Consider the following 26,861-nt stretch of genomic DNA (forward strand, 5'->3'; position numbering starts at 1 on the left):
GGGGGGGGGGGGGGGTGGGGGGGGAAGAGGGGGGGGGGGGGGGGGGGCCCGCACCCCCCCCCCCCCCCCCCCCCCCCCCCCTGCCCCGTCAGCGTCAGCCCGTTGGTCCGAGTCGCCGAGTCGTCGGCGGTGCGGTGCCGAGCCACCGGCAGCCGGACGATCCGAGCCGGGCGAGCGTCCTGGACGACGTCGCCGCCGTGGCCCCGCTCCCCCAGTTCCCGGAGCTGCTGGCCACCGGCGCGGACCGGGGCATGCCCACCCTGGCCCTGTTCCGCTCCCGCGAACAGGGCCGGGCCCGCTGGCCCCACGAGGAACTGCCGGTGTGACGTCAGCCAGATCTCAGCCGCCTCGGCCCGTCAGCCGCCTCGGCCCGTCGGCCCGTCAGCCGGAGGACTCGTCGGGCACCGGGTGCTCGGGGTGTACGGCGCCCGAGTGCGGTGCGCCCTGCCGGCCCGTCCCCGCTTCGTCCGTGTCGGGCACGTCGTCGGCGGGCCCGTCCGGCGGTTCCGCCCCGTCGTCACCGGTGCCGCCGTCGGCTTCGCCGTCCTGGTCGCCCTCGGGGCGCTGGCCCTGTTCGAGCTGCTCGCGCGTGGGCGCCGCGGCCTCCCACGGGTCGTCGCCGGTGCCGGCCTGCTGGTCGGGCATGTCCCGCGGAACGGGGGCACCGTTCTCGCCCGGTCCTTCGAGGCGGTGGTCGGTCACGGCGCACTCCCTTTCCGCGGTCCTCCTGGTCGTCCGGGCGACTTCGGGTACCTCCGCGGTGACCGGCGAAACCTTGGTGCGGCGCCCGTCGGCGGACGGCAGGATCGCGGCTTGGTCCACGCCGTGAACTCGCGCTCGCCGAAATCCACTGGCACCGCCTCCCCACGCCTATCTACGCTAGGTGAAAACCTAGGGATCCTAGGTTCGGCACTGTCGAACGTCGATACACAAGTGGAGTTTCTCCCATGAGGGCACTCACCGAGCAGGACATCCGCGGCTCCTTCATCAACTGCTCGAAGGGCGAGGCCAAGCGCCTGGCCGTCCCCCGCGATCTCGGCGAGCGCCCCTGGGCCGATCTCGACTTCCTGGGCTGGCGGGATCCCGGGGCGCCCGACCGCAGCTACCTGGTCACCGACCACGGCGAGCGCCTCGTCGGAGTGGCCCTGCGGTTCCAGCCGGCTCAGCGCGGCTTCTTCCAGCGCAGCATGTGCGCGCTGTGCCTGACCACCCATCCCCGGGGCGGGGTGGCGCTGATGACCGCACGCAAGGCCGGCCCGGCCGGCCGCGAGGGCAATTCGGTCGGCCTGTACATGTGCACCGACCTCGCCTGCCCCCTGTACCTGCGGGGCAAGAAGGTGCCGGAGGGCGGTGCCCGCTTCGAGGAGAGCCTCACCCTGGAGGAACAGATCACCCGGACCCTGGGGAACCTGTCCGCCTTCCTCGCCAAGGTGACCGCCTGACGTTCACGGATGGCCGCCGGTGTACGGCGCGTGAGAACCACTCCTGCCCCCTTTGTCCGGCTACCGTCCTGTCCGGATACGTTCGAGGCGCCCGGGGAAGGGAACAGCCCGAGGATGCGGGATGTACGTGAGAGTGCGGCGGCGGCCCTGCGGCGGGTGAAGTGGCTCAGGGACCCCATGGTCGTGCAGGCGCTGCGATCCGCCGCCGCGGCCTCGATCGCCTATGTCATCGCGGTGCGGCTGACCCCCGACAAGTCGGCGGCGCCGCTCACCGCGCCGCTCACCGCGCTGCTGGTCGTCCAGGTCACCCTGTACGCCACGCTCAAGATGAGTTTCCGCCGCGTGAACGCCGTGGTGGCCGGTGTCCTGGTCGCCATCGCCTTCAGCCAGTTGGTCGGGCTGAGCTGGTGGAGCCTGGCGCTGGTGATCGTGGCGGCGCTGGGCGTGGGGCACCTCGTGCGGGCGCACGAGTTCGTGGCCGAGGTGGCGATCAGCGCGATGCTGGTGCTCGGTGTGACCTCGCACGGCAGCCTGGCATGGGCCCGGGTGGTGGAGACCCTGATCGGGGCGATCGTCGGGCTGGCCTTCAACCTGATCCTCGCCCCTCCGGTGTGGGTGGAGCAGGCCGGCGAGTCCATCGAGGGGCTGGCCCGGCGGGTGCGGCAGCTGATGCTGCGCATGGGTGAGGAGGCCGCCGACAGCACGCCGTTCCACGAGGCGGCGGCCCGGCTGCACGAGGCCCGCCGCCTCGACCACGACATCGGTGAGGTGGACGAGGACCTCCGCCAGGCCGAGGACAGCCTGCGGCTCAATCCCCGGGTACGCGAGGGACTGCTCCACCGGGTGGTGCTGCGCACCGGTCTGGACACCCTGGAGATCTGCACGGTGGTGATGCGGGTCCTCGCGCGCACCTTCACCGACCTCGCGAAGGAACGTGAACCGGAGCCCCTGTTCCCGCCGGAGACAGGTGCCACCATCCAGCAGCTGCTGTCCGAGATCGCCGACGCCGTGGTCAGCTTCGCGGTCCTGGTCACCACCAGCGTCAGCGAGAACGCCGAGTCCGCCGAGGAACGCCTCTCCACCGAGCTGCGGCAGGCCGCGGTCACCCGGGACAAGCTGGCCCGGCTGCTCCTGACGGAGGTGCAGCGCAGCCCCCTGCACTGGCAGTTGCACGGCGCGGTACTGACCGAGGTCAACCGCATCATCGACGAGATGGACACCGAGCACCGCTCTCGCCGGCTCCTGGAGGAGCTGGACCACCACACGCGCGAGCTGCGCGAACGCATGCCGCGGCTGACCCGGCTTCGAGACCGGGTACGGGCCCTGCTCCGGAAGCGGAACCGCAGCGCCGCCGGACGTCGTTCCAAGTGAGGAGCGGTGAGGGGCGGCCGGCAGATCCCCGCACCGGAAGACGGGAAGAGGAGGCGTACGGATGAGCGACACGAGCGTGCGGATCGACGGGAACAGGCTGCTGCTGCCGGGCGGTGCGGCGGTGCGCTTCATCCGCACCCTGCGGCTGCCCGAGACGGGCACCCACCCGCTGCCGCCGGGGCTCGGCGAGTTCCCCGTCCGCCGGGTCTCCGACTACGCCGACACCGTGCCCGAGGCCTGGCGGGCGCGCGGCGGCGTGATGCTGCCGGTCTACCTGCGCGAGGCCATGTGGCTGAGTTTCGCCGGCACGAAGGAGCCCGCGGCGCTCCAGGTCGGGGTGGGCAAGGTGTGCGCGGTCTCGGGCAAGCCCTGGAGCGACCGGCTGACCCGGGACCCGCAGAACTACGTGGTGCTCCCCCGTCAGCCCTGGCTGGACGGCATCAACTCCGGGACGGGCACGGTCCGACAGTTCGTGGCGGTGCCGCTCGGCATGGGGGCGACCGTCGAGGGCCAGATCACCGGCGAGGAGGTCTGGGGCGGCGTCCAGTTGCAGGCCTTCCCGCTGGGCGAGGAGGAGCTGGCCCGCTGGCGCGAGGAGGAGCGGCGCCGGGCCGGATCGGCACGCGGGGCCGCCCGGTCGGGCGGCGCCTTCGGGGCCGCGATGCCGATGTCGGCCCCGGCCGCCCCGGGCTCGGCCCCGGCCCGCTCCGGCGTGGCCCGGGCCCGGTCCGCTCCGGCGATGGGACTCGGTGTCGGAGGGTCCATGCGACAGGAGGTCTACCGCGACGAAAGGCCGCTGACGGACTGGGCCGAGCGGCCCGCGGGCCGGGTCTTCGTGCACCTGGTCACGCCGCCGGAGTGGCTGCGCATCACCGGCGAGACGCCACCGCCGTCACCCGTGGACCGGGCCGCGTACACGCAGGCCGGACTGCCCTGGTACGACTACTACGACCAGGACGCCCTCGACCTCGCACCCACCGGTCCGCTCCAGGGCGTCAAGCCGGTCGGGGACTGGATCGGGGACGACCACGAGCCGTGGCAGGCGCCCGCACAGCAGCAGGTCCGGCCGCTCAAGGACGCACCTGGCGCACCGGTGGAGGACGGGGACTGGTAGGCACGGGGGCCCGGTGGTCGGCGACGGCGACGGCGAAAGTCGGGCATCGGACGGCGGGAAGAGCCGTTCGCCTCAGCCTTCGTGTCAGCCTTCGCCGTCCGTACGCTGCCGTTGCAGGGCCCGGGGGCAGGAGGCGGCGCCCGCCTGCGCCAGGAGCACGTGCATCCGCTCCGTGAGCTGCGCGATGTCGTCGGCCGGCGCGTGGAAGGGAAGCCGTACGTCGCCGTGGGCGCCGGCGCGCTCGATGCGCAGCGTCAGTCCGTGCCGGTCGACGGCGAGCGGCCGCACCCGGACCGCGCCGTGCAGACTGTCGGCGTCGACGAGCCGGGTCAGCCGCTCCACCGCGTCGCCGTGGCAGTCGGCGAGGTGGGTCAGCAGCCGGGCCTCGGCCAGGGCCAGCGGATCGGGTCCGGCTGAGGCGAACTCCTCGAGGCCGACCACCACCGCACCGGAGGGCTGCCGCAGCACCACGCGCGTGGGCGTGAACGCCAAGTGGCCGTCCTCCGGGGCGAACCGGCCCGCGAGCCAGAGCCGGGCCCTGATCCGGCCCCGCACCGGGACGGGCGCCACGTCGGCGAACTCCAGCACGGCGGACGGCTCTCCGCGCGGCGCGCAGATCGCCGCCGCGAGCAGGGCGCTGTCCTCGGGCACATGCAGGAGCACCCGGCCGTCGTCGGACACGGTGTGCGCGCCGACGAACTCCTCGCGGCCGCCTTCCGCGGTCACCGCGCAGGACCAGGCGGCGGCGAGTACGGAGCGGGCCTGCTCCGCCGCGGCAGGCGCGGCCGTCCAGGTGTGGCTGTCGCCCATCCCCAACCTCCGTCGTCAATTCGGTGGGCAATTCATTAGGTAAGGCTCACCTAACCTATAGGAGATCGGGGTGTGCGCCAACCTGGACACGTGATTCTTTGCGAGACCTTTCAGCGCGCCCGAGGGCGCATTTCAGCGGCCTGTGCGCGCGTTCCGGAGTGCAACGGGGGCGCTCACGGCGCGAGGGCGCCCGGCAGGGCCCGTGCGCACAGGTCGCGCACCCGCTCCCGGGCCGACTCCGGATCCCGCAGCCACTGCACGCGCCCCGGAGGTGTGGGGGGCCGGACGCCGAGCGGTTCGACCCGGACCGCTTCGACGCCGAGGCCGTACGGTCGCGTGCCCCGCACACCTGCAAGCCGTTCGGAACGGGCGCGCGGGCGTGCGTCGGGCGGCAGTTCACGCCGCACGAGGCGACGCTCAAGCACCGCTCGCGGTCGCCACGCGGTTCCGCCCGGTCCGTCCGGACCACCGGCCCCGGTCAGGCCTCCAGTGCGGAAAGGTCCAGGCGGGCCAGGCGCTCGGGGTCGGACAGGATGTACAGGCCGGTGACGAGTCCGTCGGCGACGGTGACGTAGGTGACGGACTGCGGGCGTCCCCCGGACACCGCGACCGTGCCGACCGCGCCGTTGACCAGCACGACGCGGGCGAGCCCCGCAAGATGACGGAAGTGGAACGCCCCGGTGGCGACCGTCCGCGCCCCCCGCACCACCTTCGACGCCGCCACGCCGCTCGCCAACGCGCCCGCGTCGGCTCGCAGCACCACGTCCGGGTGGAGGACGGACACCAGCGCCTCGAAGTCGCCGGCGCGGCTCGCGGCCAGAAAGGCCTCGACCGCCCGGCGCTGCCGGCCGAGGTCGGGTTCGGCGGTGGGGGTGGCGTCGCGCACGCGGCGCCGGGCCCGGCTGGCCAGTTGCCGGGTGGCTGCCGGGCTGCGCTCGACGACCCGCGCGATGTCGTCGAAAGGCACGGCGAACATGTCGTGCAGGACGAACGCCAGCCGCTCGGCCGGCTCCAGGGTCTCCAGCACCACCAGCAACGCGATGCCCACCGAGTCGGTGTGCAGCACCTCCTGCTCGGGGTCGGCCTGCGGCAGGGCCCGCACCACGGGGTCCGGCACGAAGGTGTCGAAGCCCTCGGTCATCGGCTCCTCGCGGCGCGCGGTGCGTGAGCGCAGCAGGTCCAGGCAGATCCGGCCGGTCACCGTGGTCAGCCAGGCGCCCAGGTTGTCGATGCCGTCCCCGCCGGAGCGGTCGAGCCGCAGCCAGGCCTCCTGCACGGCGTCCTCGGCCTCGGCAAGCGAGCCGAGCATGCGGTAGGCCACCGCCTCGAGCTGCCCGCGGTGCTCCTCGAACCGCTCCGCCAGACGCTGCTGCCCCCGCACGTCCCGCTCCACCAGACGCTGCTGCCCCCGCACGTCCCGCTCCCCCGCCATGCCGCTACCGCCCGAAGACTTCGAAGGTCACCGCCGGTTTCCCGCCGAACCGCTCCCCGGCGGCCTCGGCGAACCCGACGAGGAATCCGCGCACATACGTCTCCGGGTCCTCGTCGGTCAGCCCCTCGATGTACGTGCGGTGGGCGAGCAGGGAGCGGACGGCACGCTCCAGCCCCGGGCTGGCGTCCACGGCGTGCGTGGGCGAGGAGGAACCGGCGACGGCGACCCAGCGCACGCCGTCCCAGGGTTCGAGGCCCTGCTCGGTCAGCTCCGGGAAGATCCACCGGTTGCCGGCGTCGCCCGCCGCGTCGAGCGTGGCGCGGCCGACGGCGACGTGGTCCGGGGTGTTCCAGGCGACGCCGTCCCAGGTGTCCCGGTGGTTGAGCGTGATGACGAGCTCGGGCCGGTGCCGGCGGATCGCGGCGGCGATGTCGCGGCGCAGGGCGGTGCCGTACTCGATGACGCCGTCCCGGTGGTCGAGGAACTCCACCTCGCTCACCCCGACGACGGCCGCGCTCGCCCGCTGCTCCCGCTCCCGCAACGGGCCGCACTCGGCGGGCGCCAGGGTGTCGATGCCCGCCTCGCCCCGGGTGGCGAGGACATAGGCGACCTCGCGGCCCTCGTCGGTCCAGGCCGCGACAGCCGCCGAGCAGCCGTACTCCAGGTCGTCCGGGTGGGCGACGACGGCCAGGGCGCGCCGCCAGTCGCCGGGCATGGGCTCCAGCTGGGTGATCGTCGGCTCGGTCATGTCCGCACACTAACGCGAGCCGCCGACATCCCGCCGCGTGTTTCGAGCGTCGCCGTTCAGGCCTCGTCGCGGGCGAGCGCGAGCAGCCGGTCCAGGACGCGCGGGCCCCCGGCCCGTACGCCGTCGTGCTCGAACTCGTCGGTGACCCAGGTGCGCAGGCCGCGGATCGCGCGGGCGGTGGTCAGCGCGTGGCCGGTGTCGACGTACATGTCGTCGTGGTAGACGGCCGCGGCGGCCGGCACCTCGTTGGCGGCGAGCCGGGCGGGGTCGTACAGGGGGGTCCAGTCGGTGCGGGCGGCGAGCAGCTCGGCGGTCTCGCGCAGCGGGCGCAGGGCCGGGTCGCAGTCGAACATCCACGGGTGGATGGACTCGCCGGTGAACATCAGCGGTTCGTCGCCGGCGAGGGCCTTGGCGGCGTCGAAGCGCGGGAACTCGGCACGGACGCGCTCGGCCGACCAGTTGGTGGGACGTGCGTCCTGGGCGTAGATGGCCTCGTGGACGAGGGCGTAGAGCGGGTGGCCGGCGTACGACAGCAGGCCCTGCGCCTGCTCCTGGAACGCGTCGGACAGCTCGTGGCCCCGCGGGGTGCGGACGAAGGCGTCCTCCAGGAGGAAGTGCAGGCGGTGGCTGCCCTCGCCGCCGCCGAGGAGGATGCCGAGCGACTGGAAGGCCTCGACGGTGAGCCGGTAGCCGTTCGGCAGGACCACGTCGTGGGTGAGCAGGTGGTCGGCGATGCGGCGGGCGCGCTCGACGTCCTGCGGGTAGCGGGCGTAGTGCGCGGCGACCTTGCGCTCGATGCGGGGGTAGGCGGCCCGGTAGACGTCGTCGGCGTGGGCGTCCAGGGAGGGCAGGCCGCCGGTGATCAGGGCGGTGTTCAGGCCCTCCGGAGCGAGCGACAGGTAGGCGACGGTGCAGAAGCCGCCGAAGCTCTGGCCGAGGACGGTCCAGGGGGCGCCGCCGGTGACCTGGGGTCGGATGGCCTCGCAGTCGCGGACGATGGCGTCGGCGCGGAAGTGGGTGAGGTGGTCGGCCTGCTCGGCGGGGCCGCCGCGCAGCGGGAGCGTCTGGCGGTTGGCGGGCGTGGAGGCGCCGGTGCCGCGCTGGTCGAGGAGGAGGACGCGGTACTCCTTCAGGGCGCGGCCGAGCCAGGCGGGACGGCCGATGAAACGGTTCGCGCCGAAGCCGGGGCCGCCCTGGAGGTAGACCAGCCACGGCAGGTCCTGGTGTGCCTTGTCGCTCGCGACGACCTCACGCGCGTACAGCTCGATCGTCTCCCCGGAGGGGTTCGCGTGGTCGAGGGGCACGGTGAAGCGGCGGTCGGTGAGGACGACGCCGGGCTGGCGGTAGCTGACGCTCAACGGGGCTCCCGGGACGGAGGGACCGTACGGACGGACCGTACGGGTGGATCTTTCGGCCGTGTCCCAGTTCAGCACATGGTTCTGCGGCCGCCGACCCCCGGGATCACTAAATCGTACTGAATGACGGGTCAGCGGGCGGCGAGGCTGGAGCGCCGCACCACCAGTTCGGGCTGGAGCACGACCCGCCGGTGCGGGTGGACCCGGTCCGAGCCCGCCAGTTCCGTCTCCTCCAGGAGCAGCTCGGCGGCCATGGCGCCCATGGTGACGGCGGGCTGGCGCACGGAGGTGAGCGGGACGGCCGCGGCGGCGGCGAACTCGATGTCGTCGTAGCCGACGATCGCGAGGTCGTCGGGAACACCGACCCCGGCGGCGTACATGGCCTGCAGGACGCCGAGGGCGAGCAGGTCGTTGGCGCAGAAGACGGCGGTGGGCCGGTCCGCGAGGCCGAGGAGGCGGGCGCCGGCGTCCCGGCCCGCGGCGACGTCGAGCCGCTCGGTGGGCAGTTCGCGCAGCGCGCCGGGGCCGAGTCCGGCCTCGGCGAGCGCCTGCAGGGCGCCGGTACGGCGGTCGTGCACCTGGTTGAGGCCGGGCGGGCCGCTGACGTAGGCGATGGAGCGGTGCCCGGCGTCCACCAGGTGGCGCACGGCCAGGGCGCCGCCGGCGACGTCGTCGACGGAGACCGAGCACTCGGTGGTGCCCTCGGCGACGCGGTCGACCAGTACGAAGGGGATGTGGTGGCGACGGAAGCCCTCGATGTTGCGGCCGGTGGCGTCGGCCGGGGTCAGCAGGACGCCCCGGACCCGCTGCTCGGCGAAGAGGGAGAGGTACTCGGCCTCCTCCCCCGGGTTCTGGGCGCTGTTGCAGACCATCACGCCGAGCCCGGCGTCGCGCGCGGCCCGCTCGGCGCCGCGGGCGACGTCGACGAAGAAGGGGTTGCCCATGTCCAGGACGAGCAGCCCCATGATCCGGCTGCGGCCCGCGCGCAGCTGGCGCGCGGACTCGCTGCGGACGTAGCCGAGCCGGTCGATCGCGGACAGCACGCGTGCGCGGGTCTCGGTCGCTACGGTGTCGGGGCGGTTGATGACGTTGGAGACCGTGCCCACGGATACTCCGGCGGCGCGGGCGACGTCCTTGATACCCACCGAATGGGCCATCGGGCAGGGACCTCCAGGGTCGGGCTGGGGAGCGCGTGCGCCAGGGGCGCGGGGCGGCGGGGAGACCTTCACATTACCCGCGCCGCCCGGGGAGGACGTCCGTCAGGCGGGCAGCCGGAAGTCGACGACGTGGAGCGCCGAGGGCGTGGTGCCGCGGGACCTCTCCTGGTACATCACCGACAGCACGCCGTCCCGCGCGATACGCGTCTCGTCGATCAGGACCTCGCCGAAGGCGTTCAGTCCGGCTCCGTCGTACAGGAGCCGCCAGTCGGTGTAACCGGACTCCTCGGAGGCACCGGCGATCCTGCCGTAGGGGAAGACCGCGTAGGCGTTGTCGTGCCGGTCCAGGAAGAGCCGGGTGCGCTGGCTGGAGTTCAGCGGTACCGGTATCTCGGTCTTGCGCCAGGTGCCGGAGGCGTCCTTGCGGAGGTGGAAGGCGCGGCCGTGCGCGGTGCGGTCGGCGACGTAGTCGGTGGTGCACTGGCCGAAGCGGCCCGGGACGTAGGAGATGATCGCGTGCGGCCGGCCGGCGGAGTCGGTGTACTGGCTCTCCTGGTTCATCAGGGAGTGGTCGGGGTTCAGCGGGTCCACCACCAGGCCGCGGTCGTTGACGGAGACCTTGTCGGTGCCGCCGGTGGTGCCGACGACCTGGCCGGCGTCGTTGCGCCAGGTGCGGCCCCGGTCGTCGGAGTGAACGTAGCCGGTGTCGTGGTTGGTGATGCCGCCGCCGGAGCACATCACGGCACTGTTCTGCTCGCGCCAGGTGAAGAAGGCGTGCAGGCGGCCCCTGCGGTCGTAGTCGATGCCGTGCAGGTACATGTTGCGGGCGGTCGAGGAGCCGTGCTCGCCGCGGTAGGTGCCGGTGGAGCTCGACCACTCCCCCAGCGCGGTCCACCGGCGGCCGTCGTACTCGGCGAGCCCGTTGCGGCCGTCGCCGGAGACACCGGCACGGTAGCTGAGCTGGAGCCGGCCCTCGGGGGTGGCGACGAACTGGGGATAGGTGAACCGCGGGGTGAGGGCGAGCCCGTCGAGCGTGGACTGCGGGGCGCCGAAGCGGTTCGCGGTCCAGCTCAGCCCGGTGGGGTCGTCGAGGAGTCCGGCGACGGACTTGACGTAGGTGAAGCCGTCGCTGTGGGAGTCCATGTTGAGGTGCAGGCGCCCGTCGGTCCGCGAGACGCCCATGGAGATCACGTTGTGGGAGTCGTCGTACCGCAGGGTGTGGCCCACCTCCACGGTCTGCCAGGTGCCCGACCCGAGGTCGCGGCGGGCGACGACGGCGTTGCGGTCGGCGGTGTACCAGGCGGCGTACTGGTGGCCCTTGTGGGTGAGGAGTCCGTTCTTCTGGAAGGAGTTGTTGTTGACCAGGCCGTCGTACGACACGAAGTAGACAGCCCGGCTGTCGAGCGTGGTGCGGCCGGCCGGGGTGACCGACGGGCCGGGGGCGGTGGCGGCGCGCGCGGTGCCACCGGTCGTCAGGACGGGGACGGCGAGGGCGCCGGTGAGGAAGGTACGTCGTCGCATCACGAGGGGGACTCCGTTCTCGGACGAGCCTCGGGTGGGTCTCAGGCGAGGTGGAACACTTCGGTGAGCGGTTTCATCGCCTCGTCGGGGCGGGCCCCGTCGAGGGACTCGAAGAGGGGCCCCATCTCCGCCTGCCAGCGGGCGTTGACCTCGGTGGCCGCCATGCCGGCCTGGGCCGCCGCGAAGTCCTCCGTCTCCAGGTAGCCGACGAGCAGCCCGTCGTCGCGCAGGAAGAGCGAGTAGTTGTGCCAGCCGGTGGCGGAGAGTGCCTCGCACATCTCCGGCCACACGGCCGCGTGGCGTTCGCGGTACTCGGCGATCCGGTCCTGGCGGACCTTGAGCAGGAAACAGACGCGCTGCATGAAGTGCCGCTCCCGGACTAGAAGTTGAACTGGTCGATGTTCTTCGCGTTGAACACGGTCGGCTTGCCGAGGTTGATCACGCCGTCCTTGCCGATGGTGTACTCGCCCATGGCGCCGGCCTGGAAGGTCTCGCCCTCCTTGCCGGTGATCTGTCCGGAGGCCAGCGCGACGGCGGTGCGCGCGGCCAGTTCGCCGAGCCTGGCCGGGTCCCACAGCTCGAACGCCTCGACGGTGCCGTTCTTGACGTACTTGCGCATGTCGTTGGGGGTGCCGAGGCCGGTCAGCTTGACCTTGCCCTTGTACTTGGAGCCGGACAGGTACTGGGCGGCGGCCTTGATGCCGACGGTGGTCGGGGAGATGATCCCCTTCAGGTTCGGGTGCTCCTGGAGCAGGCCCTGGGTCTGCTGGAAGGACTGCTGGGCGTCGTCGTTCCCGTAGGCGACCTCGACCAGCTCGACGTCCTGGTACCTCGGGTCCTTCAGCTCGTCCTTCATGATCTCGATCCAGGCGTTCTGGTTCGTCGCCGTCTGCGCGGCGGACAGGATCGCGATCTCGCCCTTGTAGCCGATCTGCTCGGCGAGCAGCTGCACCTCGGTACGGCCGAGGTCGTCGGCGGACGCCTGGGAGATGAAGGCGTTGCGGCACTCCGGCTTGGTGTCGGAGTCGTAGGTGACGACCTTGATGCCGTTCTTCATGGCCTGCTTGAGCGCGGTGCACAGGGCGCCCGGGTCCTGCGCGGAGACGGCCATCGCGTCGACCTGCTGCTGGGTGAGGGTGTTGACGTAGGAGACCTGGCCGGCGGTGTCGGTGGCGCTGGAGGGGCCGACCTCCTTGTAGCTGGAGCCGAGTTCCTTCAGGGCCTTCTCGCCGCCCTTGTCGGCGACGGTGAAGTAGGGGTTGTTGACCTGCTTGGGCAGGAAGCCGACGGTCAGGCCCTTCTTGGTCTCGGCGTTCGGGTCGGCCTTGCCCGCGGTGGCGGCCGCGCCGCCCTCGTTCTCGACGTCCTCCTTGGTGGTGCCGCCGCAGGCGGTGGCGGCCAGGGCGAGGGAGGTGACGGCGGCGAGGGCCGCGCAGGTGCGGCGGATCGACGACTTGCGCATGGTGGGGTCCTTACGAGGGTGGGCGGAGCCGGTTACGGGGAGGGCGTGGGCGCCTTGGACAGGGGCGCCGATGCCGCCCTGCGTCCGGCCCTCGCGACGGAGATCTGCCGTGCGACCCGGGGGCCGAGCACGGAGACGACGAGCAGGACGCCGGTGACGACGATCTGCGACTGGGCGGAGACGTCCTGGAGGCTCATCACGTTCTGCAACGCCCCGAGCAGGAACACTCCGGCGATCGCGCCGCCGAGCGTGCCCTTGCCGCCGTCGAAGTCGATGCCGCCGAGCAGCACGGCGGCGACGACGGAGAGTTCGAGGCCGGTGGCGTTGTCGTAGCGGGCGCTGGCGTAGTGCAGGGCCCAGAAGACGCCGGTGAGGGCGGACATCAGGCCGGTCAGGGTGAACAGGATCAGCTTCTGCCGCCTGACCCGGATGCCGGCGAAGCGCGCCGCCTCCTCGCCGGCGCCGATGGCGAACAGCGACCGGCCGAACGGCGTGGCGTGCAGGGCGAGAACGGCGATGGCGAGCAGCACGAGGAACGGCAGGAAGGCGTACGGGACGAAGGTGTCGCCGATGCGTCCGGCCGCGAAGTCCAGGTACTGGGAGGGGAAGTCGGTCACCGCGTCGGAGCCGAGCACGATCTGCGCGATGCCCCGGTAGGCGGCCATCGTGCCGATGGTGACGGCGAGGGAGGGCAGGCCGAGCCGAGTGACCAGCAACCCGTTGACCAGACCGCACACGACACCGAGCAGCAGGCAGATCGGGATGATCGTCTCGATGGCCATGCCCTGGTTCCACAGGGCGCCCATCACCGCGCCGGACAGGCCCGCGGTGGAGGCGACCGACAGGTCGATCTCGCCGGAGACCACCAGCAGGGTCATCGGGAGGGCGATGAGCGCGATGGGAAGGGTGTTGCCGATCAGGAAGGACAGGTTCAGGGAGTTGCCGAAGCCGTCGACGAAGCCGAAGGAGAGGAGGAGGACGACGAGGAGGAGCGCGCCCACGGCTCCGTCCCACCTCGAGGAGGCGGACCGGCGGACGGCGCGCATCAGGGAGCGGTCAGCCATGGCGGGCGTTCCTCTTCTTCAGGGCGGTGGCCACCCGCAGCGCGACGATCCGGTCGACGGCGATGGCGAGGATGAGCAGGATGCCGTTGATGGCCAGCACCCACACGGAGCTGACGCCGAGGGCGGGCAGCACGCTGTTGATCGAGGTCAGCAGCAGCGCGCCGAGGGCGGCGCCGTAGACGCTGCCGGAGCCGCCGGTGAAGACGACGCCGCCGACGACGACGGCGCTGACGACGGTCAGTTCGTAGCCGGTGCCGGTGCCGGAGTCGACGTTGCCGAACCGGGCCAGGTACAGGGCTCCGGCGAGTCCTGCGAGGGCGCCGCAGAAGGTGTACGCGGTGAGGATGCGCCCGCGGACCGGGATGCCGGCCAGCCGGGCGGCCTCCGGGTTGGAGCCGAGCGCGTACAGCTCGCGCCCGCTGCCGAAGTGCTTGAGGTAGTACGCGGTGGCGACGAGCACGGCGAGGGCGATCATCGCCGGCCACGGCACCGCGCTCAGGCCGCCGGAGCCGAACTCGACGAAGCCGCCGGGCAGGTCGGCCGCGGTGATCTGGCGGGAGCCGACCCAGATGGAGTCGATGCCGCGGATGATGTAGAGGGTGCCGAGGGTGACGACCAGCGCGGGCACCTGGCCGAGGCTGACCAGCAGACCGTTGAGCAGGCCGAAGCCGACGCCCATCAGCACCGCGAGGAACACGGCCACGACGGAGTTGCCGCCGCCCTGGAGGTACGTACCGGCGGCGAAGGCGCTGATGCCGAGGGTGGAGCCGACCGAGAGGTCGACGTTGCGGGTGATGACGACCAGGGACTGGCCGGTGGCGACCAGGACCAGGATGGTCGCGTTCAGCAGCAGGTCCTTGATGCCCTGTTCGGACAGGAACTCGCTGTTGCCGGCCTGGGTGACGGCGATCATCACCAGGAAGACGAGCAGGATGGCCAGTTCCCGCATCCTGAAGACGCGGTCGACGAGCCGGGTGGCACCGGCCCCGGGCGCGTCGGCGACGGGGGCCTGGTCGGGTGCGGTGACCGTCATGCGGCGGCCCTCCCGGTGACGTGCGGGGTCCCGAGGGCGGCGCTCCTGGCGGCGGTCGTGCGACGGCCTCCCCCGTGACGTGCGGTGGTCACGCGGGCGGCATTCCTGGTGGCGGTCATGTGACGGCCCTCCCCCTGACGTGCACAGGGCACGCGGGCGGCACTCCCGGCGGCGGTCATGCGGCGGCCCTCCCCGTGGCTGCGGCCATCACGGTCTCCTCGGTGGCGTCGGTGCGGGGGATCTCCGCGGTCAGACGGCCCTCGTGCATCACCAGGACGCGGTCGGCCATCCCGAGGACCTCCGGCAGGTCGGAGGAGATCATCAGGACGGCCACACCGTCGGCGGCCAGCGCGCTCAGCAGCCGGTGCACCTCGGCCTTGGTGCCGACGTCGATGCCGCGGGTCGGCTCATCGACGATCAGCACCTTGGGGCCGGTGGCCAGCCACTTGGCCAGGACGACCTTCTGCTGGTTGCCGCCGGAGAGGGTGGAGACGGTGTCGGCGATGCGGGCGTACTTCACCTGGAGTCTGACCGCCCAGTCGAGGGAGCGGCTGCGTTCGGCACCGCGGTCCACCAGCCCGGCCTTCACGGTCGTGCGCAGCCCGGTGAGGCCGATGTTGCGCTCGATGGACATGTCCATCACCAGGCCCTGGGCGCGCCGGTCCTCGGGGACGAGGGCGAGTCCGGCGGCCATCGCCGTGGACGGGGCGCCGTTGACGAGGAGCTTGCCGTCGACCTCCACCTCCCCGGCGTCCCACCGGTCGACGCCGAACACGGCGCGGGCGACCTCGGTGCGTCCGGCGCCGACCAGTCCGGCGAGGCCGACGATCTCACCGCGCCGCACGTCGAAGGAGACGTCGGTGAAGACGCCCTCCCGGGTCAGCCGGCGCACGCTGAGGGCGACCTCGCCGGGACGGACCTCCTGCTTGGGGTAGAGCTCGTCGAGGTCGCGGCCGACCATGCGGCGGACCAGGTCGTCCTCGGTCATGCCGTCCAGCGGCTCACTGGCGATCCAGGCCCCGTCGCGCAGGGTGGTGACCCGCGCGCAGATCTCGAAGATCTCCTCCAGACGGTGCGAGATGAACAGCACGGCGGCGCCCTGGTCGCGCAGGGTGCGCACGACGCCGAACAGGCGGGCCACCTCGCTGCCGGTGAGGGCGGCGGTCGGCTCGTCCATGATCAGGACGCGGGCGTCGAAGGAGAGGGCCTTGGCGATCTCCACGATCTGCTGGTCCGCTATGGACAGGCCGCGCGCGGGACGGTCGGGGTCGAGTTCGACGCCGAGCCGCCGCATCAGGCCGGCGGTGGCGGCGTGGGTCGCCTTGTGGTCGATGCGGCCGAGGGCGCGCCGGGGCTGCCGGCCCATGAAGATGTTCTCGGCGATCGACAGGTCCGGGAAGAGGGTCGGCTCCTGGTAGATCACGGCGATGCCCGCGTCGCGGGCGTCACCGGGACCGTGGAAGACCACCGGCGCACCGTCGAGCAGCACCTGGCCGGCGTCCGGCCGGTGCACTCCGGCGAGCGTCTTGATGAGGGTCGACTTGCCGGCACCGTTCTCACCGGCGAGGGCGTGCACCTCGCCGGGGAACAGTTCCAGGGAGACGTCCCGCAGGGCGCGGACCGCGCCGAAGGACTTGGAGACGTCCCTGAGCGCCAGAACCGGGGCCGTACCCGTGTCGGACGGGTGGGTCATGAGGGCTCCTCGACGACGCCGGGCGGGACGGCCCTCACGGCGCCGTGAAAGGTTTCAACTGGGTTGCCGGGACGTTAGGCAGGCAGGGCATGTCGCGTCAATGGGGCGGGATCGAAAAAGTTTCGATAATCGAAGGTCACGACCGAGTCACGGAGGGGCGGCTTGAGCAGAAGGGTTGACACCCCTTCGGGCGGCTCATAACTTCGCGTACTGAATCGTTTCACACATGGTCGTACTCAAGGTGGGTTGCGACCCGATGTCACAGGAGCGCCGAAGTGACCGAGCTCGCCGCGGTGAAGGCCGCGCTCAAGACCCAGGCAGTCGAGACTCCGTCGTGGGCGTACGGGAACTCGGGCACCCGGTTCAAGGTGTTCGCCCAACCGGGCGTGCCGCGCGATCCGTTCGAGAAACTGGACGACGCGGCGAAGGTGCACGAGTTCACCGGCGTGGCCCCGACCGTCGCCCTGCACATCCCGTGGGACAAGGTCGACGACTACTCCGCGCTGGCGGCGCACGCCGAGGACCGGGGCGTACGGATCGGCGCGATCAACTCCAACACCTTCCAGGACGACGACTACAGGCTGGGCAGTATCTGCCACCCCGACGCGGCGGTGCGCAGGAAGGCCGTCGACCACCTGCTGGAGTGCGTCGACATCATGGACGCCACCGGGTCGCGGGACCTGAAGCTGTGGTTCGCCGACGGTACGAACTATCCCGGGCAGGACGACGTACGGTCCCGGCAGGACCGGCTGGCCGAAGGGCTGGCGGAGGTGTACGGGCGGCTCGGTGAGGGGCAGCGGATGCTGCTGGAGTACAAGCTCTTCGAGCCGGCGTTCTACACGACGGACGTGCCGGACTGGGGCACGGCGTACGCCCACTGTCTGAAGCTGGGCGAGAAGGCGCAGGTCGTGGTGGACACGGGACATCACGCGCCGGGCACGAACATCGAGTTCATCGTGGCGACGCTGCTGCGGGAGGGGAAGCTCGGCGGGTTCGACTTCAACTCGCGGTTCTACGCGGACGACGACCTGATGGTCGGGGCCGCCGACCCGTTCCAGTTGTTCCGGATCATGTACGAGGTGGTGCGCGGGGGCGGGTTCACCTCCGACGTGGCGTTCATGCTCGACCAGTGTCACAACATCGAGGCGAAGATCCCCGCGATCATCCGGTCGGTGATGAACGTGCAGGAGGCCACGGCCAAGGCCTCGCTGGTCGACGCGGAGGCGCTGTCCGCCGCGCAGGCTTCGGGGGACGTGCTGGAGGCCAACGCCGTGCTGATGGACGCGTACGACACGGACGTGCGTCCGCTGCTTCGTGAGGTGCGTCGGGAGATGGGGTTGGACCCCGAGCCTCTCAAGGCGTACGCGGCGTCCGGGTACGGCGAGAAGGTTGTCGCCGAGCGCGTCGGTGGTCAGCAGGCCGGGTGGGGGGCGTGAGCGTCTGCCGGGTTCTGTCATTCGCGGGCTGCGGGCCGAGTGTGGCTGGTCGCGCAGTTCCCCGCGCCCCTTTCCGGGGCGCTGTCTCCCACCCTCGTTGAAAAGGACTGTCAGACATGGGTAACCACCCCTCGGCCGACGCCCTCCTCGCCCGTTCCCACCGGCTCGGCGCCGATCCCCGCAACACCAACTACGCCGGCGGCAACGCGTCCGCCAAGGGCACCGCCACCGACCCCGTCACCGGTGGTGACGTCGAGCTGATGTGGGTCAAGGGCTCCGGCGGCGACCTGGGCACCCTCACGGAGGCGGGGCTGGCCGTGTTGCGGCTGGACCGGATGCGGGCGCTCAAGGACGTCTACCCTGGCGTCGAGCGCGAGGACGAGATGGTCGCCGCCTTCGACTACTGCCTGCACGGCAGGGGCGGGGCGGCGCCCTCGATCGACACGGCGATGCACGGACTCGTCGAGGCCGCGCACGTCGACCACCTCCACCCCGATTCCGGGATCGCGCTGGCCTGTGCGGCGGACGGCGAGAAGCTGACCGCCGAGTGCTTCGGCGACACGGTGGTGTGGGTGCCGTGGCGGCGGCCCGGATTCCAGCTGGGGCTGGACATCGCGGCGGTGAAGGAGGCCAACCCGCGGGCCGTCGGATGCGTGCTCGGCGGGCACGGGATCACCGCGTGGGGCGACACCTCCGAGGAGTGCGAGCGCAACTCGCTGCACATCATCCGCACCGCCGAGGCCTTCCTCGCCGAGCGCGGGCGGCCGGAGCCGTTCGGCGCGGTCCTGGACGGGTACGAGGCGCTCCCCGAGGCCGAGCGGCGGGAGCGCGCCGCGGCGCTGGCACCGTACGTCCGTGGCCTCGCCTCGCAGGACCGGCCGCAGGTCGGGCACTTCACCGACACCGACGTGGTGCTCGACTTCCTCGCGCGGGCCGAGCATCCGCGGCTCGCCGCGCTCGGCACCTCCTGCCCCGACCACTTCCTGCGCACCAAGGTGCGGCCCCTGGTCCTGGACCTGCCGCCGACCGCGCCCCTGGACGAGGCGGTCACCCGGCTGAAGGAGCTGCACGCCGCCTACCGCGAGGAGTACGCCGCCTACTACCAGCGGCACGCCGAGCCCGGCTCCCCCGCGATGCGCGGCGCCGACCCGGCGATCGTGCTGGTGCCGGGCGTGGGCATGTTCAGCTTCGGCAAGGACAAGCAGACCGCCCGGGTCGCCGGCGAGTTCTACGTCAACGCGATCAACGTGATGCGCGGGGCGGAGGCGGTCTCGGCGTACGCGCCGATCGAGGAGTCGGAGAAGTTCCGCATCGAGTACTGGGCGCTGGAGGAGGCCAAGCTCCGGCGGATGCCGAAGCCCAAGCCGCTGGCGACGCGTGTCGCGCTCGTCACCGGCGCGGGCAGCGGCATCGGGAAGGCCATCGCGCGGCGGCTGGCCGCCGAGGGCGCGTGCGTGGTCGTGGCCGACCTGAACGCCGAGAACGCGGCGCGGGTGGCCGAGGAACTGGGCGGGGCGGACAAGGCCGTCGCGGTGACCGTCGACGTCACGTCCGAGGAGCAGATCGCCGAGGCCTTCCGGGCGGCCGTCCTCGCCTTCGGCGGGGTCGACCTGGTGGTCAACAACGCGGGCATCTCCATCTCCAAGCCGCTGCTGGAGACCTCCGTCAAGGACTGGGACCTCCAGCACGACATCATGGCCCGCGGCTCCTTCCTCGTCTCGCGCGAGGCGGCCCGGGTGATGACGGCGCAGGAGATGGGCGGCGACATCGTGTACATCGCCTCGAAGAACGCCGTGTTCGCCGGCCCGAACAACATCGCCTACTCCGCCACCAAGGCCGACCAGGCCCACCAGGTGCGGCTGCTCGCCGCCGAGCTGGGCGAGCACGGCATCCGTGTGAACGGAGTCAACCCGGACGGTGTGGTGCGCGGTTCGGGGATCTTCGCGGGCGGCTGGGGTGCCGAGCGGGCCGCCGTGTACGGGGTGCCGGAGGAGAAGCTGGGCGAGTTCTACGCGCAGCGGACGCTGCTCAAGCGCGAGGTGCTGCCCGAGCACGTCGCGAACGCCGTGTTCGCGCTGACCGGCGGCGATCTGACCCACACCACCGGACTGCACGTCCCGGTCGACGCCGGCGTCGCCGCCGCGTTCCTGCGATGAGCGCAGCCGTGGACGTCAAGTCGTACGCCGCGGTCGACCTCGGCGCGTCCAGCGGGCGCGTCATGGTCGGCCGCGTCGACCCGGACCGCCTGGAGCTGGCCGAGGCGCACCGCTTCCCCAACCGGCCGGTCCGTACGCCCGAGGGGCTGCGCTGGGACGTCCTGGCGCTGTACGCCGGTGTCCTGGACGGGCTTCGCGCGGCGGGCCGGGTGGACTCGGTCGGCGTCGACAGCTGGGCCGTCGACCACGGCCTGCTGGACGCCGACGGGGCGCTGCTGGGCAACCCCGTGCACTACCGCGACGCCCGCACCGAGGGCGTCGCGGAGAAGGTGTGGGCCACGCTGCCCGCCGGGGAGCTGTACGCGGCGACCGGGTTGCAGTACGCCCCCTTCAACACCCTGTACCAGCTCGTCGCGGCCCGTGGTACGGCCCAGTTCGCCCAGGCGCGGCGGCTGTTGCTGATACCGGACCTGCTGACCTACTGGCTGACCGGCGAGCAGGGCACGGAACTGACCAACGCCTCCACCACCCAGCTCATCGACCCCCGCACCCGCGACTGGTCGCACGACGTCGCGGACCGGCTCGGGATCGACCTCGGCCTGTTCGCGCCGCTGCGGCGGCCCGGCGATCCGGCGGGCGTGCTGCGGCCGGCGGTGCTGGAGGAGACGGGACTGGCAGGGCCGGTGCCGGTGACGGCGGTCGGTTCGCACGACACCGCGTCCGCGGTGGCCGCCGTCCCGGCCTCGGGCGAACGCTTCGCGTACATCTGCACCGGCACCTGGTCGCTGGCCGGTCTGGAGCTGACCGCTCCGGTGCTGACGGAGGAGAGCCGCGCCGCCAACTTCACCAACGAACTGGGGCTGGACGGCACGGTCCGGTACCTGCGCAACATCATGGGGCTGTGGTTGCTCCAGGAGTGCGTACGGGCCTGGGGTGAGCCGGACCTGGGCGGGCTGCTGCTCGCGGCGGCCCGGGTGCCGGCGCTGCGGTCGGTGGTGGACGCGGGTGACGCGGCGTTCCTGGCGCCCGGCCGGATGCCGGAGCGGATCGCCGAGGCGTGCCGTGCCTCGGGACAGCCGGTGCCCGGGACGCCCGCCGAGGTGACCCGATGCATCCTCGACTCGCTGGCGCTGGCCCACCGCAGGGCCGTCGAGGACGCCCAGCGGCTCGCCGGGCACCCGGTCGACGTCGTGCACGTCGTCGGCGGCGGCACCCGCAACGCGCTGCTGTGCCAGCTGACCGCCGACGCCTGCGGGCTGCCGGTGGTGGCGGGGCCGACGGAGGCCGCGGCCCTCGGCAACGTCCTCGTGCAGGCCCGCGCCGACGGGCTGGTCGGCGACCTCACCGGGATGCGCCGACTGCTGGTGCGCACCCAGTCGTTGACCCGGTACGAGCCGCGCGGCGGCACGGCACGCTGGCGGGCGGCCGAGGCCCGACTCGCCGACCGGTGAACGGGGCCTGCCCCGGCCCCGGTATGCCGACTACCCTGCGTTTCATCCGATGATCAAGATGTTCGAGCCGACCGATCACGAGGAGCCGCGATGCGTGTCGCCCTGTTCCTGACCTGCGTCAACGACACGCTTTATCCGGAGACCGGCCGTGCCGTGGTGAAGCTGCTGACCAGACTGGGCGTCGAGGTCGACTTCCCGATGGCCCAGACCTGCTGCGGGCAGGCGCACTACAACACCGGTTACCGGCACGAGGCGGAGCCGCTGGCCCGGCACTTCTCGGAGGTCTTCGAGGACTACGAGGCGATCGTGACGCCCTCCGGCTCGTGCGGCGCGATGGTGCGGGAGCTGTATCCGCGCATGGGCGAGCGGGCTCGGGCGGAGGGGCGCGGGGACACGCTCGCGGCCACCCTGGCGCCGGTGGTGCCGAAGACGTACGAGCTGACGGAGTTCCTGGTGGACGTGCTGGGGGTGACGGACGTGGGGGCGTACTACCCGCACACCGTCACCTACCACCCGACCTGCCACGGGCTGCGGAGCCTCGGCCTCGGCGACCGGCCCCGGCGACTGCTGGAGGCGGTGAAGGGGCTGGAGTTGGTCGAGTTGCCGGGCGCCGAGGAGTGCTGCGGCTTCGGCGGCACCTTCGCCGTGAAGAACTCCGACGTGTCGGCGGCGATGGGCGCGGACAAGGTGCGCAACGCCGAGTCCACCGGCGCCGATGTGCTGTGCGCGGCCGACAACTCCTGCCTGATGCACATCGGCGGGACCATGACGCGGCTGCGGACGGGCATGCGGCCGGTGCACATCGCGGAGATCCTGGCGGGCACGGAGCGGGAGGCGGCCGTATGAGCGGGACGTATCTGGGGATGCCGGCCTTTCCGGAGGCGGCGCGTACGGCCGTGCGCAATCCGACGCTGCGCGGGAATCTGCGTCACGCCACGCACACGATCCGGGACAAGCGGGCCCGCGCGGTCGCGGAGCTGGACGACTGGGCGGCGCTGCGCGAGGCCGGGAAGCGGATCAAGGACCACACGCTGCGTCATCTCGACCGGTACCTGGTGCAGGTGGAGGAGACGGTCACGGCGGCCGGCGGGACCGTGCACTGGGCCACCGACGCCAAGGAGGCCAACGCGATCGTCACCCGGCTGGTGCGGGAGACGGGCGAGCGCGAGGTCGTCAAGGTCAAGTCGATGGCGACGCAGGAGATCGGTCTCAACGAGGCCCTCGAGGCGGAGGGCATCCACGCCTACGAGACGGATCTCGCCGAGCTGATCGTGCAGTTGGGCAAGGACCGGCCCTCGCACATCCTGGTGCCGGCGATCCACCGCAACCGCGGCGAGATCCGGGACATCTTCCGCTCCGAGATGAGCGAGTGGGGCCGCCCGGCGCCCGAGGGCCTCACCGACACGCCCGCCGAGCTCGCGGAGGCGGCCCGGCTGCACCTGCGGGAGAAGTTCCTGCGGGCCAAGGTCGGCGTCTCCGGCGCCAACTTCGTGGTCGCCGAGACCGGCACCCTCGTGGTCGTGGAGTCCGAGGGCAACGGACGGATGTGCCTGACCCTGCCCGAGACGCTGATCTCGGTCGTCGGCATCGAGAAGATCGTGCCGGCCTGGCGGGACCTGGAGGTCTTCCTGCAGACCCTCCCCCGCTCCTCGACGGCCGAGCGCATGAACCCGTACACGTCCATGTGGACCGGCACCACCGACGAGGACGGTCCGCGGACCTTCCACCTGGTCCTGCTGGACAACGGCCGCACCGACACCCTCGCCGACGAGGTCGGCCGCCAGGCCCTGCGCTGCATCCGCTGCTCGGCGTGCCTGAACGTCTGCCCGGTGTACGAGCGGGCCGGCGGGCACGCCTACGGCTCGGTGTACCCGGGGCCGATCGGCGCCATCCTCAGCCCTCAACTGCGGGGCACGGGCAGCGAGATCGACGCCTCCCTGCCGTACGCGTCGTCGCTGTGCGGTGCCTGCTACGAGGTGTGCCCGGTCGCCATCGACATCCCCGAGGTGCTGGTGCACCTGCGGGAGCGGGTGGTGCAGGGCGGGCCGGCCGTGCGGCAGGGCAACAGGGTCGTCCTGAGACCGGCGAAGGGGCACGCCGCCGAGCGGGCGGCGATGCGCGCGGCTCAGTGGGCGTTCACGCGTCCGGGCGCGCTGCGGGCCGGTCAGCGACTGGCGTCGCGCACCCGCCGCCTCCATCCGCGCAGCCTTCCGGGACCGGGCCGGGCGTGGACCGGCAGCCGGGACCTTCCGGAGGTGCCCGCGGAGCCGTTCCGGGACTGGTGGCAGCGCACGCACGGCGGAAGGGACGGGGCGAAGTGAGCAGCAGGGAACGCATCCTGGGCCGCGTGCGGCGCGCCCTCGCGGACGTACCGCACGACGACCCGGCGTACGAGCGGGCCGTCCCGCGGGAGTATCTGCGCGAGCACGGGCAGCGGACCGTCGCCGAGACGGTGGAGTTGCTCGCCGAGAACCTGGCGGACTACCGGGCGGTCGTGCACCGGTGCACGGACGAGCAGTTGCCCGAGCTGCTGGCGCGGCTCCTGGCCGAACACGGCTCGCGGAGCGTGGTGGTACCGCCCGGGTTGCCGCCGGGCTGGCTGGGGGCCGCCGACGCGACCCGCGTCCCTGACAGGGCGGCGAGCACCCCGCACGAACTCGACCGGGTGGACAGCGTGGTCACAGGGTGTGCCGTCGCCGTCGCCGAGACCGGCACGATCGTGCTGGACGGCTCCCCCGACCAGGGCCGCCGCCGCATCACCCTCGTCCCCGACCACCACATCTGCGTCGTACGGGTGCCGGACCAGGTGGTCTCCGCCGTGCCCGAGGCCCTCGAACGCCTCGATCCGGCACGCCCGTCGACCTGGATCTCGGGTCCGTCGGCGACCAGCGACATCGAGCTGGACCGGGTCGAGGGGGTGCACGGTCCGCGCACCCTGGAGGTGGTGCTGGTGGGCGGGTGAGCGAAGGGGCCGGCCGGCCTCTTCCAGGACCACCGCCACCGCCGGGTCGAGCGTGCCCGCCACGATCCGGCGCCGCCGCGGCGACGGGCGGAAGACCTGACCGAGGCGGTCCAGCGAGGAACGGTCCACGGCCTCCAGGTCGTCGGCGTCCTCCTCCGGGAGTCCGGCGACCGCGAGCCCCGTCCCGATCCGGCGCGACGGCTCGGGTCCCCGTCGACGCCGCCGTCACCCACGAGCCGCCCGGCCATGGCGGACATCGTGACGCATACGGGGCCGGGGGTGTCACTGGGTACACCCCCCGATACGGGTTCTGCGCCCAGTGTGGCCCGGCCCCGGGCTCCGTAGCGTCGTCGGCGAGGCACCGCACAGGGCGTGCCGACGGAAGGTGATGACGATGTTTCGCACCGGCGCACGAGGCGACCACGACCAGGGCCCCGCCCCCGAGGCGCTCCGGCTCGTCAAGGTGACCAGGACCTACGGCACCGCCGGGAACGCGGTGACCGCGCTGGACGGGGTCACCCTGAGCCTGGGCCGGGGCACGTTCACCGCGGTGATGGGACCGTCGGGCTCGGGCAAGTCCACGCTGCTGCAGTGCGCGGCGGGTCTCGACCGGCCGGACGGCGGCATCGTGTGCGTGGACGGCACCGAGCTGACGGGCGGCGGCGAGGCGGAGCTGACGAGGTTCCGGCGCGGCCGGGTCGGGTTCGTGTTCCAGCAGTACAACCTGCTGGAGACGCTGACGGTCGCGCAGAACACGGTGCTGCCCCTCAAGCTCGCCGGGCGCCGCGTCGACCGGAGGCGGGCCCGGGAGATCCTGACCGCGGTCGGCCTCGGGGACCGGCTCGGGCACCGTCCCGACCAGCTCTCCGGCGGTCAGCGGCAGCGGGTGGCGATCGCCCGTGCCCTGGTCACCGAACCCCGGGTGATCTTCGCGGACGAGCCGACGGGCGCGCTGGACACGCGCAGCGCGCGGCAGGTGATGCTGCTGTTGCGGGAGGCGGTGCGGGTGCACGGGCGGACCGTGGTGATGGTGACGCACGACCCGGTCGCCGCCTCGTACGCCGACTCGGTCGTCTTCCTCGCCGACGGACGACTGGCGGGGCGGATGGACGCCCCGACCCCGGACGCGGTCGCGGAGCGGCTGGCGCACCTGGGCGACGACGTGCCGGCGGGGGTGTGAGCGATGTTCGTACTGGCCCTGCGGTCGGTCCGGCGCCGCCCCGGACGGTTCCTCGCGACGCTGCTGTCCGCCTTCCTGGGGGCGGCGGTCGTCATGATGTTCCACTCCATGCACGACACGGCCGGGCAGGACGGGGTGGACCCGGTCAGCTCGGAGACGCTGGGTACGGCGGCGGGCGTCGTGGGCGGTTACGGGACCCTGCTGGTGTTCTTCGCGGTGGCCTCGACGCTGACGGTCAACGTGCGTCAGCGGGCCGCCGAGCTGGAGCTGCTGCGCTGCTCGGGGGCGACCCCGGCGCAGATCGGGCGGATGGTCGTGGGTGAGGCGGTGGCCGTGGCGCTGGTGGGCGCGGCGCTGGCGACCGGTCCGGCGATGCTCGGCGGGCGGGCGCTGCTGGGGATGTTCCAGGACGGCGGCCAGGTGGCGCGGTCGGTCGAGTACTCCTTCGGTCCGATCGCGCTGACGAGCGGCATGGGGATCACGCTGCTGGCGTCGGCGGGCGCCGCGTTCCTGGCGGTGCGGCGGGTGGCGCGGGGCAGCCGGGAACGGGCCGGGGCCAAGCGGTTCCTGGTGTACGCCACGCTGGTCACCGGCGCCGCGGGGGCCTGCGCCACCTTCCTGTTCTCGGCGACGGACGAGGCGCTGATGGCGCCGCCGGCCTATGGGGCGATCCTGCTGTCGGTGGGCTTCGCGCTGCTGTCGCCGCGGCTGCTGCGGGGCGTGCTCGCCCGGCTGCCGCTGAGCGGCGCGAGGGGCTGGCTGGCCGTGCGCAACCTGCGTGAGCGGGCCGATCACCTCGCGGGGATCCTGGTGTCGCTGATCCTGTTCACGGCGGTGTCGACGGCGACGCTCACCATGCAGGCGGTGGAGAGCGACGCGGTGAAGGCCTCCGGTCTGGTCAAGTCGGTCGACGCCAAGAACCTGGAGACGCTCAACCTCACGGTGGTCGGCATCATCGCGGTGTTCGTCTGCGTGATGCTGGTCAACTCGCTGTACGCGGCGACGACGTACCGCTCCCGTGAGTTCGGGCAGCAGCGGCTGGCGGGGGCGACGCCCGGGCAGGTGCTGGGCGTGGTCGGCGTCGAAGGGGTGATCCTGACGGTCACGGGGGTGTTCTTCGGCACGGTGGCGGCGCTGGCCGGGGTCGTGCCGTTCACCGTCGTGCGGACCGACGCGGTGCTGCCGGACCGGTTCCTCGGCGTGTGGCTCGCGATGGTGGCCGTGTCGGCGGCGGTGACGCTGGGCACCGGTCTGGGCACGGCCCGGCGGGTGCTGCGTACGCCGGCGGTCGGGGCGGTAGCGCCGGCGGCGTGACGCTCTGGCGGGGGGGGGGGGGGGGGGGGGGGGGGGGGGGGGGGGGGGCCGCCCCCCCCCCCCCCCAAGCCCGAAGCCCGGCGCCGGGTCGTTCTCGCCAACCCGGGGCAACGTGTTCTGCGCGTTGCTGGCGGAATCCGATCGGGCCGCATTGTTCTCG

23 protein-coding genes and 2 pseudogenes are annotated in these 26,861 nt (G+C 72.6%); 13 read left to right on the forward strand and 12 right to left on the reverse strand.

Translation table 11 applies throughout. From position 1 onward, the window contains the following. Positions 1-158: 158 nt before the first annotated feature. Positions 159-326 (forward strand): annotated as a pseudogene (locus ACZ7G3_RS35360) (TraM recognition domain-containing protein); the annotation flags it as partial. 55 nt (positions 327-381) lie between these two features. Here ACZ7G3_RS35360 and ACZ7G3_RS35365 read toward each other — a convergent pair. After that, a complete protein-coding gene (locus ACZ7G3_RS35365) occupies positions 382-702 on the reverse strand; it encodes a hypothetical protein (protein WP_470930769.1) in 321 nt (106 codons plus the stop codon). Positions 703-947: 245 nt separating this feature from the next. On the opposite strand from ACZ7G3_RS35365, the gene ACZ7G3_RS35370 reads away from it, so the two are divergent. The 3 genes from ACZ7G3_RS35370 (at position 948) to ACZ7G3_RS35380 (ending at position 3,927) form a co-directional block, all read left to right on the forward strand. Further along, positions 948-1,442 (forward strand): FBP domain-containing protein, encoded by a 495-nt coding sequence (locus ACZ7G3_RS35370; RefSeq protein ID WP_426597788.1) that lies wholly within the window; start codon positions 948-950, stop codon positions 1,440-1,442. 114 nt (positions 1,443-1,556) lie between these two features. Continuing rightward, the gene (locus ACZ7G3_RS35375) at positions 1,557-2,813 is read left to right on the forward strand and encodes an FUSC family protein (protein WP_470930771.1); all 1,257 of its coding nucleotides are present in this window, start codon (positions 1,557-1,559) and stop codon (positions 2,811-2,813) included. Positions 2,814-2,874: 61 nt separating this feature from the next. Next, positions 2,875-3,927, forward strand: a complete 1,053-nt coding sequence (locus tag ACZ7G3_RS35380; protein ID WP_470930773.1) for a hypothetical protein — start codon at positions 2,875-2,877, stop codon at positions 3,925-3,927. Between the two features lie 84 nt (positions 3,928-4,011). Here the strand turns inward: ACZ7G3_RS35380 and ACZ7G3_RS35385 are convergent, their stop codons facing one another. Then, entirely contained in the window at positions 4,012-4,737 is a 726-nt protein-coding gene (locus ACZ7G3_RS35385) for a DUF2470 domain-containing protein (protein ID WP_470930775.1), read from the reverse strand. A 259-nt stretch (positions 4,738-4,996) separates the two neighbouring features. Here ACZ7G3_RS35385 and ACZ7G3_RS35390 point away from each other — a divergent pair. Next, positions 4,997-5,156, forward strand: a pseudogene (locus tag ACZ7G3_RS35390) (cytochrome P450); the annotation flags it as partial. Between the two features lie 59 nt (positions 5,157-5,215). Here ACZ7G3_RS35390 and sigJ read toward each other — a convergent pair. From sigJ to ACZ7G3_RS35440, 10 genes are all read right to left on the reverse strand, one after another. Then, positions 5,216-6,169, reverse strand: a complete 954-nt coding sequence (sigJ, locus tag ACZ7G3_RS35395; RefSeq protein ID WP_426597792.1) for an RNA polymerase sigma factor SigJ — start codon at positions 6,167-6,169, stop codon at positions 5,216-5,218. 4 nt (positions 6,170-6,173) lie between these two features. Continuing rightward, positions 6,174-6,917, reverse strand: a complete 744-nt coding sequence (locus ACZ7G3_RS35400; RefSeq protein WP_470930777.1) for a PIG-L deacetylase family protein — start codon at positions 6,915-6,917, stop codon at positions 6,174-6,176. A 56-nt stretch (positions 6,918-6,973) separates the two neighbouring features. After that, positions 6,974-8,275, reverse strand: a complete 1,302-nt coding sequence (locus tag ACZ7G3_RS35405; protein ID WP_470930779.1) for an alpha/beta fold hydrolase — start codon at positions 8,273-8,275, stop codon at positions 6,974-6,976. A 128-nt stretch (positions 8,276-8,403) separates the two neighbouring features. Next, positions 8,404-9,429 (reverse strand): LacI family DNA-binding transcriptional regulator, encoded by a 1,026-nt coding sequence (locus tag ACZ7G3_RS35410; protein ID WP_426519163.1) that lies wholly within the window; start codon positions 9,427-9,429, stop codon positions 8,404-8,406. Positions 9,430-9,531: 102 nt separating this feature from the next. After that, positions 9,532-10,950 carry a BNR repeat-containing protein gene (locus tag ACZ7G3_RS35415; RefSeq protein WP_470930781.1) on the reverse strand — a complete coding sequence of 473 codons (1,419 nt, stop codon included), beginning with the start codon at positions 10,948-10,950 and terminating at the stop codon, positions 9,532-9,534. A 41-nt stretch (positions 10,951-10,991) separates the two neighbouring features. Further along, positions 10,992-11,312: an L-rhamnose mutarotase gene (locus tag ACZ7G3_RS35420; protein WP_470930783.1), complete on the reverse strand. Its 321-nt coding sequence runs from the start codon at positions 11,310-11,312 to the stop codon at positions 10,992-10,994. Between the two features lie 17 nt (positions 11,313-11,329). Further along, positions 11,330-12,412, reverse strand: coding sequence for a rhamnose ABC transporter substrate-binding protein (gene rhaS / locus ACZ7G3_RS35425; RefSeq protein WP_470930785.1), 1,083 nt, complete (start codon positions 12,410-12,412; stop codon positions 11,330-11,332). Positions 12,413-12,444: 32 nt separating this feature from the next. Continuing rightward, entirely contained in the window at positions 12,445-13,476 is a 1,032-nt protein-coding gene (locus ACZ7G3_RS35430; protein ID WP_470930787.1) for an ABC transporter permease, read from the reverse strand. After that, on the reverse strand, positions 13,469-14,509 hold the full coding sequence (locus tag ACZ7G3_RS35435; RefSeq protein ID WP_470930788.1) for an ABC transporter permease: 1,041 nt from the start codon (positions 14,507-14,509) through the stop codon (positions 13,469-13,471). The genes ACZ7G3_RS35430 and ACZ7G3_RS35435 overlap by 8 nt, the downstream gene beginning before the upstream one ends. Positions 14,510-14,684: 175 nt before the next feature. Further along, positions 14,685-16,202, reverse strand: a complete 1,518-nt coding sequence (locus ACZ7G3_RS35440; protein ID WP_470930790.1) for a sugar ABC transporter ATP-binding protein — start codon at positions 16,200-16,202, stop codon at positions 14,685-14,687. 275 nt (positions 16,203-16,477) lie between these two features. On the opposite strand from ACZ7G3_RS35440, the gene rhaI reads away from it, so the two are divergent. The 8 genes from rhaI (at position 16,478) to ACZ7G3_RS35480 (ending at position 26,701) form a co-directional block, all read left to right on the forward strand. Then, positions 16,478-17,638 (forward strand): L-rhamnose isomerase, encoded by a 1,161-nt coding sequence (gene rhaI / locus ACZ7G3_RS35445; protein ID WP_470930792.1) that lies wholly within the window; start codon positions 16,478-16,480, stop codon positions 17,636-17,638. 116 nt (positions 17,639-17,754) lie between these two features. Next, complete coding sequence (locus ACZ7G3_RS35450) at positions 17,755-19,794, forward strand: bifunctional aldolase/short-chain dehydrogenase (protein WP_470930794.1); 2,040 nt, start codon at positions 17,755-17,757, stop codon at positions 19,792-19,794. Beyond that, positions 19,791-21,245 carry a rhamnulokinase gene (locus ACZ7G3_RS35455; RefSeq protein WP_470930796.1) on the forward strand — a complete coding sequence of 485 codons (1,455 nt, stop codon included), beginning with the start codon at positions 19,791-19,793 and terminating at the stop codon, positions 21,243-21,245. Before ACZ7G3_RS35450 ends, ACZ7G3_RS35455 begins: the two co-directional genes overlap by 4 nt. 90 nt (positions 21,246-21,335) lie before the next feature. Next, positions 21,336-22,091 carry a (Fe-S)-binding protein gene (locus ACZ7G3_RS35460; protein WP_426597804.1) on the forward strand — a complete coding sequence of 252 codons (756 nt, stop codon included), beginning with the start codon at positions 21,336-21,338 and terminating at the stop codon, positions 22,089-22,091. After that, positions 22,088-23,566 carry a lactate utilization protein B gene (locus ACZ7G3_RS35465; protein WP_470930798.1) on the forward strand — a complete coding sequence of 493 codons (1,479 nt, stop codon included), beginning with the start codon at positions 22,088-22,090 and terminating at the stop codon, positions 23,564-23,566. Before ACZ7G3_RS35460 ends, ACZ7G3_RS35465 begins: the two co-directional genes overlap by 4 nt. Continuing rightward, a complete protein-coding gene (locus ACZ7G3_RS35470; protein WP_470930800.1) occupies positions 23,563-24,207 on the forward strand; it encodes a LutC/YkgG family protein in 645 nt (214 codons plus the stop codon). Before ACZ7G3_RS35465 ends, ACZ7G3_RS35470 begins: the two co-directional genes overlap by 4 nt. 394 nt (positions 24,208-24,601) lie before the next feature. Next, positions 24,602-25,387, forward strand: coding sequence for an ABC transporter ATP-binding protein (locus ACZ7G3_RS35475; RefSeq protein WP_470930802.1), 786 nt, complete (start codon positions 24,602-24,604; stop codon positions 25,385-25,387). 3 nt (positions 25,388-25,390) lie between these two features. Further along, positions 25,391-26,701 carry an FtsX-like permease family protein gene (locus tag ACZ7G3_RS35480; protein ID WP_470930804.1) on the forward strand — a complete coding sequence of 437 codons (1,311 nt, stop codon included), beginning with the start codon at positions 25,391-25,393 and terminating at the stop codon, positions 26,699-26,701. The last annotated feature ends 160 nt before the right edge of the window (positions 26,702-26,861 follow it).

This window comes from Streptomyces sp. NPDC037271, assembly GCF_055603605.1.

Bases quoted from the DNA above. Each gene is read 5' to 3' on its own strand.
- ACZ7G3_RS35450 (WP_470930794.1), top strand. From the start codon at position 17,755: ATGGGTAACCACCCCTCGGCCGACGCCCTCCTCGCCCGTTCCCACCGG.
- ACZ7G3_RS35480 (WP_470930804.1), top strand. From the start codon at position 25,391: ATGTTCGTACTGGCCCTGCGGTCGGTCCGGCGCCGCCCCGGACGGTTC.
- rhaS (WP_470930785.1), bottom strand. From the start codon at position 12,412: ATGCGCAAGTCGTCGATCCGCCGCACCTGCGCGGCCCTCGCCGCCGTC.
- ACZ7G3_RS35370 (WP_426597788.1), top strand. From the start codon at position 948: ATGAGGGCACTCACCGAGCAGGACATCCGCGGCTCCTTCATCAACTGC.
- ACZ7G3_RS35465 (WP_470930798.1), top strand. From the start codon at position 22,088: ATGAGCGGGACGTATCTGGGGATGCCGGCCTTTCCGGAGGCGGCGCGT.
- ACZ7G3_RS35430 (WP_470930787.1), bottom strand. From the start codon at position 13,476: ATGGCTGACCGCTCCCTGATGCGCGCCGTCCGCCGGTCCGCCTCCTCG.
- ACZ7G3_RS35410 (WP_426519163.1), bottom strand. From the start codon at position 9,429: ATGGCCCATTCGGTGGGTATCAAGGACGTCGCCCGCGCCGCCGGAGTA.
- ACZ7G3_RS35435 (WP_470930788.1), bottom strand. From the start codon at position 14,509: ATGACGGTCACCGCACCCGACCAGGCCCCCGTCGCCGACGCGCCCGGG.
- ACZ7G3_RS35475 (WP_470930802.1), top strand. From the start codon at position 24,602: ATGTTTCGCACCGGCGCACGAGGCGACCACGACCAGGGCCCCGCCCCC.
- ACZ7G3_RS35460 (WP_426597804.1), top strand. From the start codon at position 21,336: ATGCGTGTCGCCCTGTTCCTGACCTGCGTCAACGACACGCTTTATCCG.
- ACZ7G3_RS35375 (WP_470930771.1), top strand. From the start codon at position 1,557: ATGCGGGATGTACGTGAGAGTGCGGCGGCGGCCCTGCGGCGGGTGAAG.
- ACZ7G3_RS35455 (WP_470930796.1), top strand. From the start codon at position 19,791: ATGAGCGCAGCCGTGGACGTCAAGTCGTACGCCGCGGTCGACCTCGGC.
- ACZ7G3_RS35440 (WP_470930790.1), bottom strand. From the start codon at position 16,202: ATGACCCACCCGTCCGACACGGGTACGGCCCCGGTTCTGGCGCTCAGG.
- ACZ7G3_RS35380 (WP_470930773.1), top strand. From the start codon at position 2,875: ATGAGCGACACGAGCGTGCGGATCGACGGGAACAGGCTGCTGCTGCCG.
- ACZ7G3_RS35420 (WP_470930783.1), bottom strand. From the start codon at position 11,312: ATGCAGCGCGTCTGTTTCCTGCTCAAGGTCCGCCAGGACCGGATCGCC.
- sigJ (WP_426597792.1), bottom strand. From the start codon at position 6,169: ATGGCGGGGGAGCGGGACGTGCGGGGGCAGCAGCGTCTGGTGGAGCGG.
- ACZ7G3_RS35415 (WP_470930781.1), bottom strand. From the start codon at position 10,950: ATGCGACGACGTACCTTCCTCACCGGCGCCCTCGCCGTCCCCGTCCTG.
- ACZ7G3_RS35400 (WP_470930777.1), bottom strand. From the start codon at position 6,917: ATGACCGAGCCGACGATCACCCAGCTGGAGCCCATGCCCGGCGACTGG.
- ACZ7G3_RS35385 (WP_470930775.1), bottom strand. From the start codon at position 4,737: ATGGGCGACAGCCACACCTGGACGGCCGCGCCTGCCGCGGCGGAGCAG.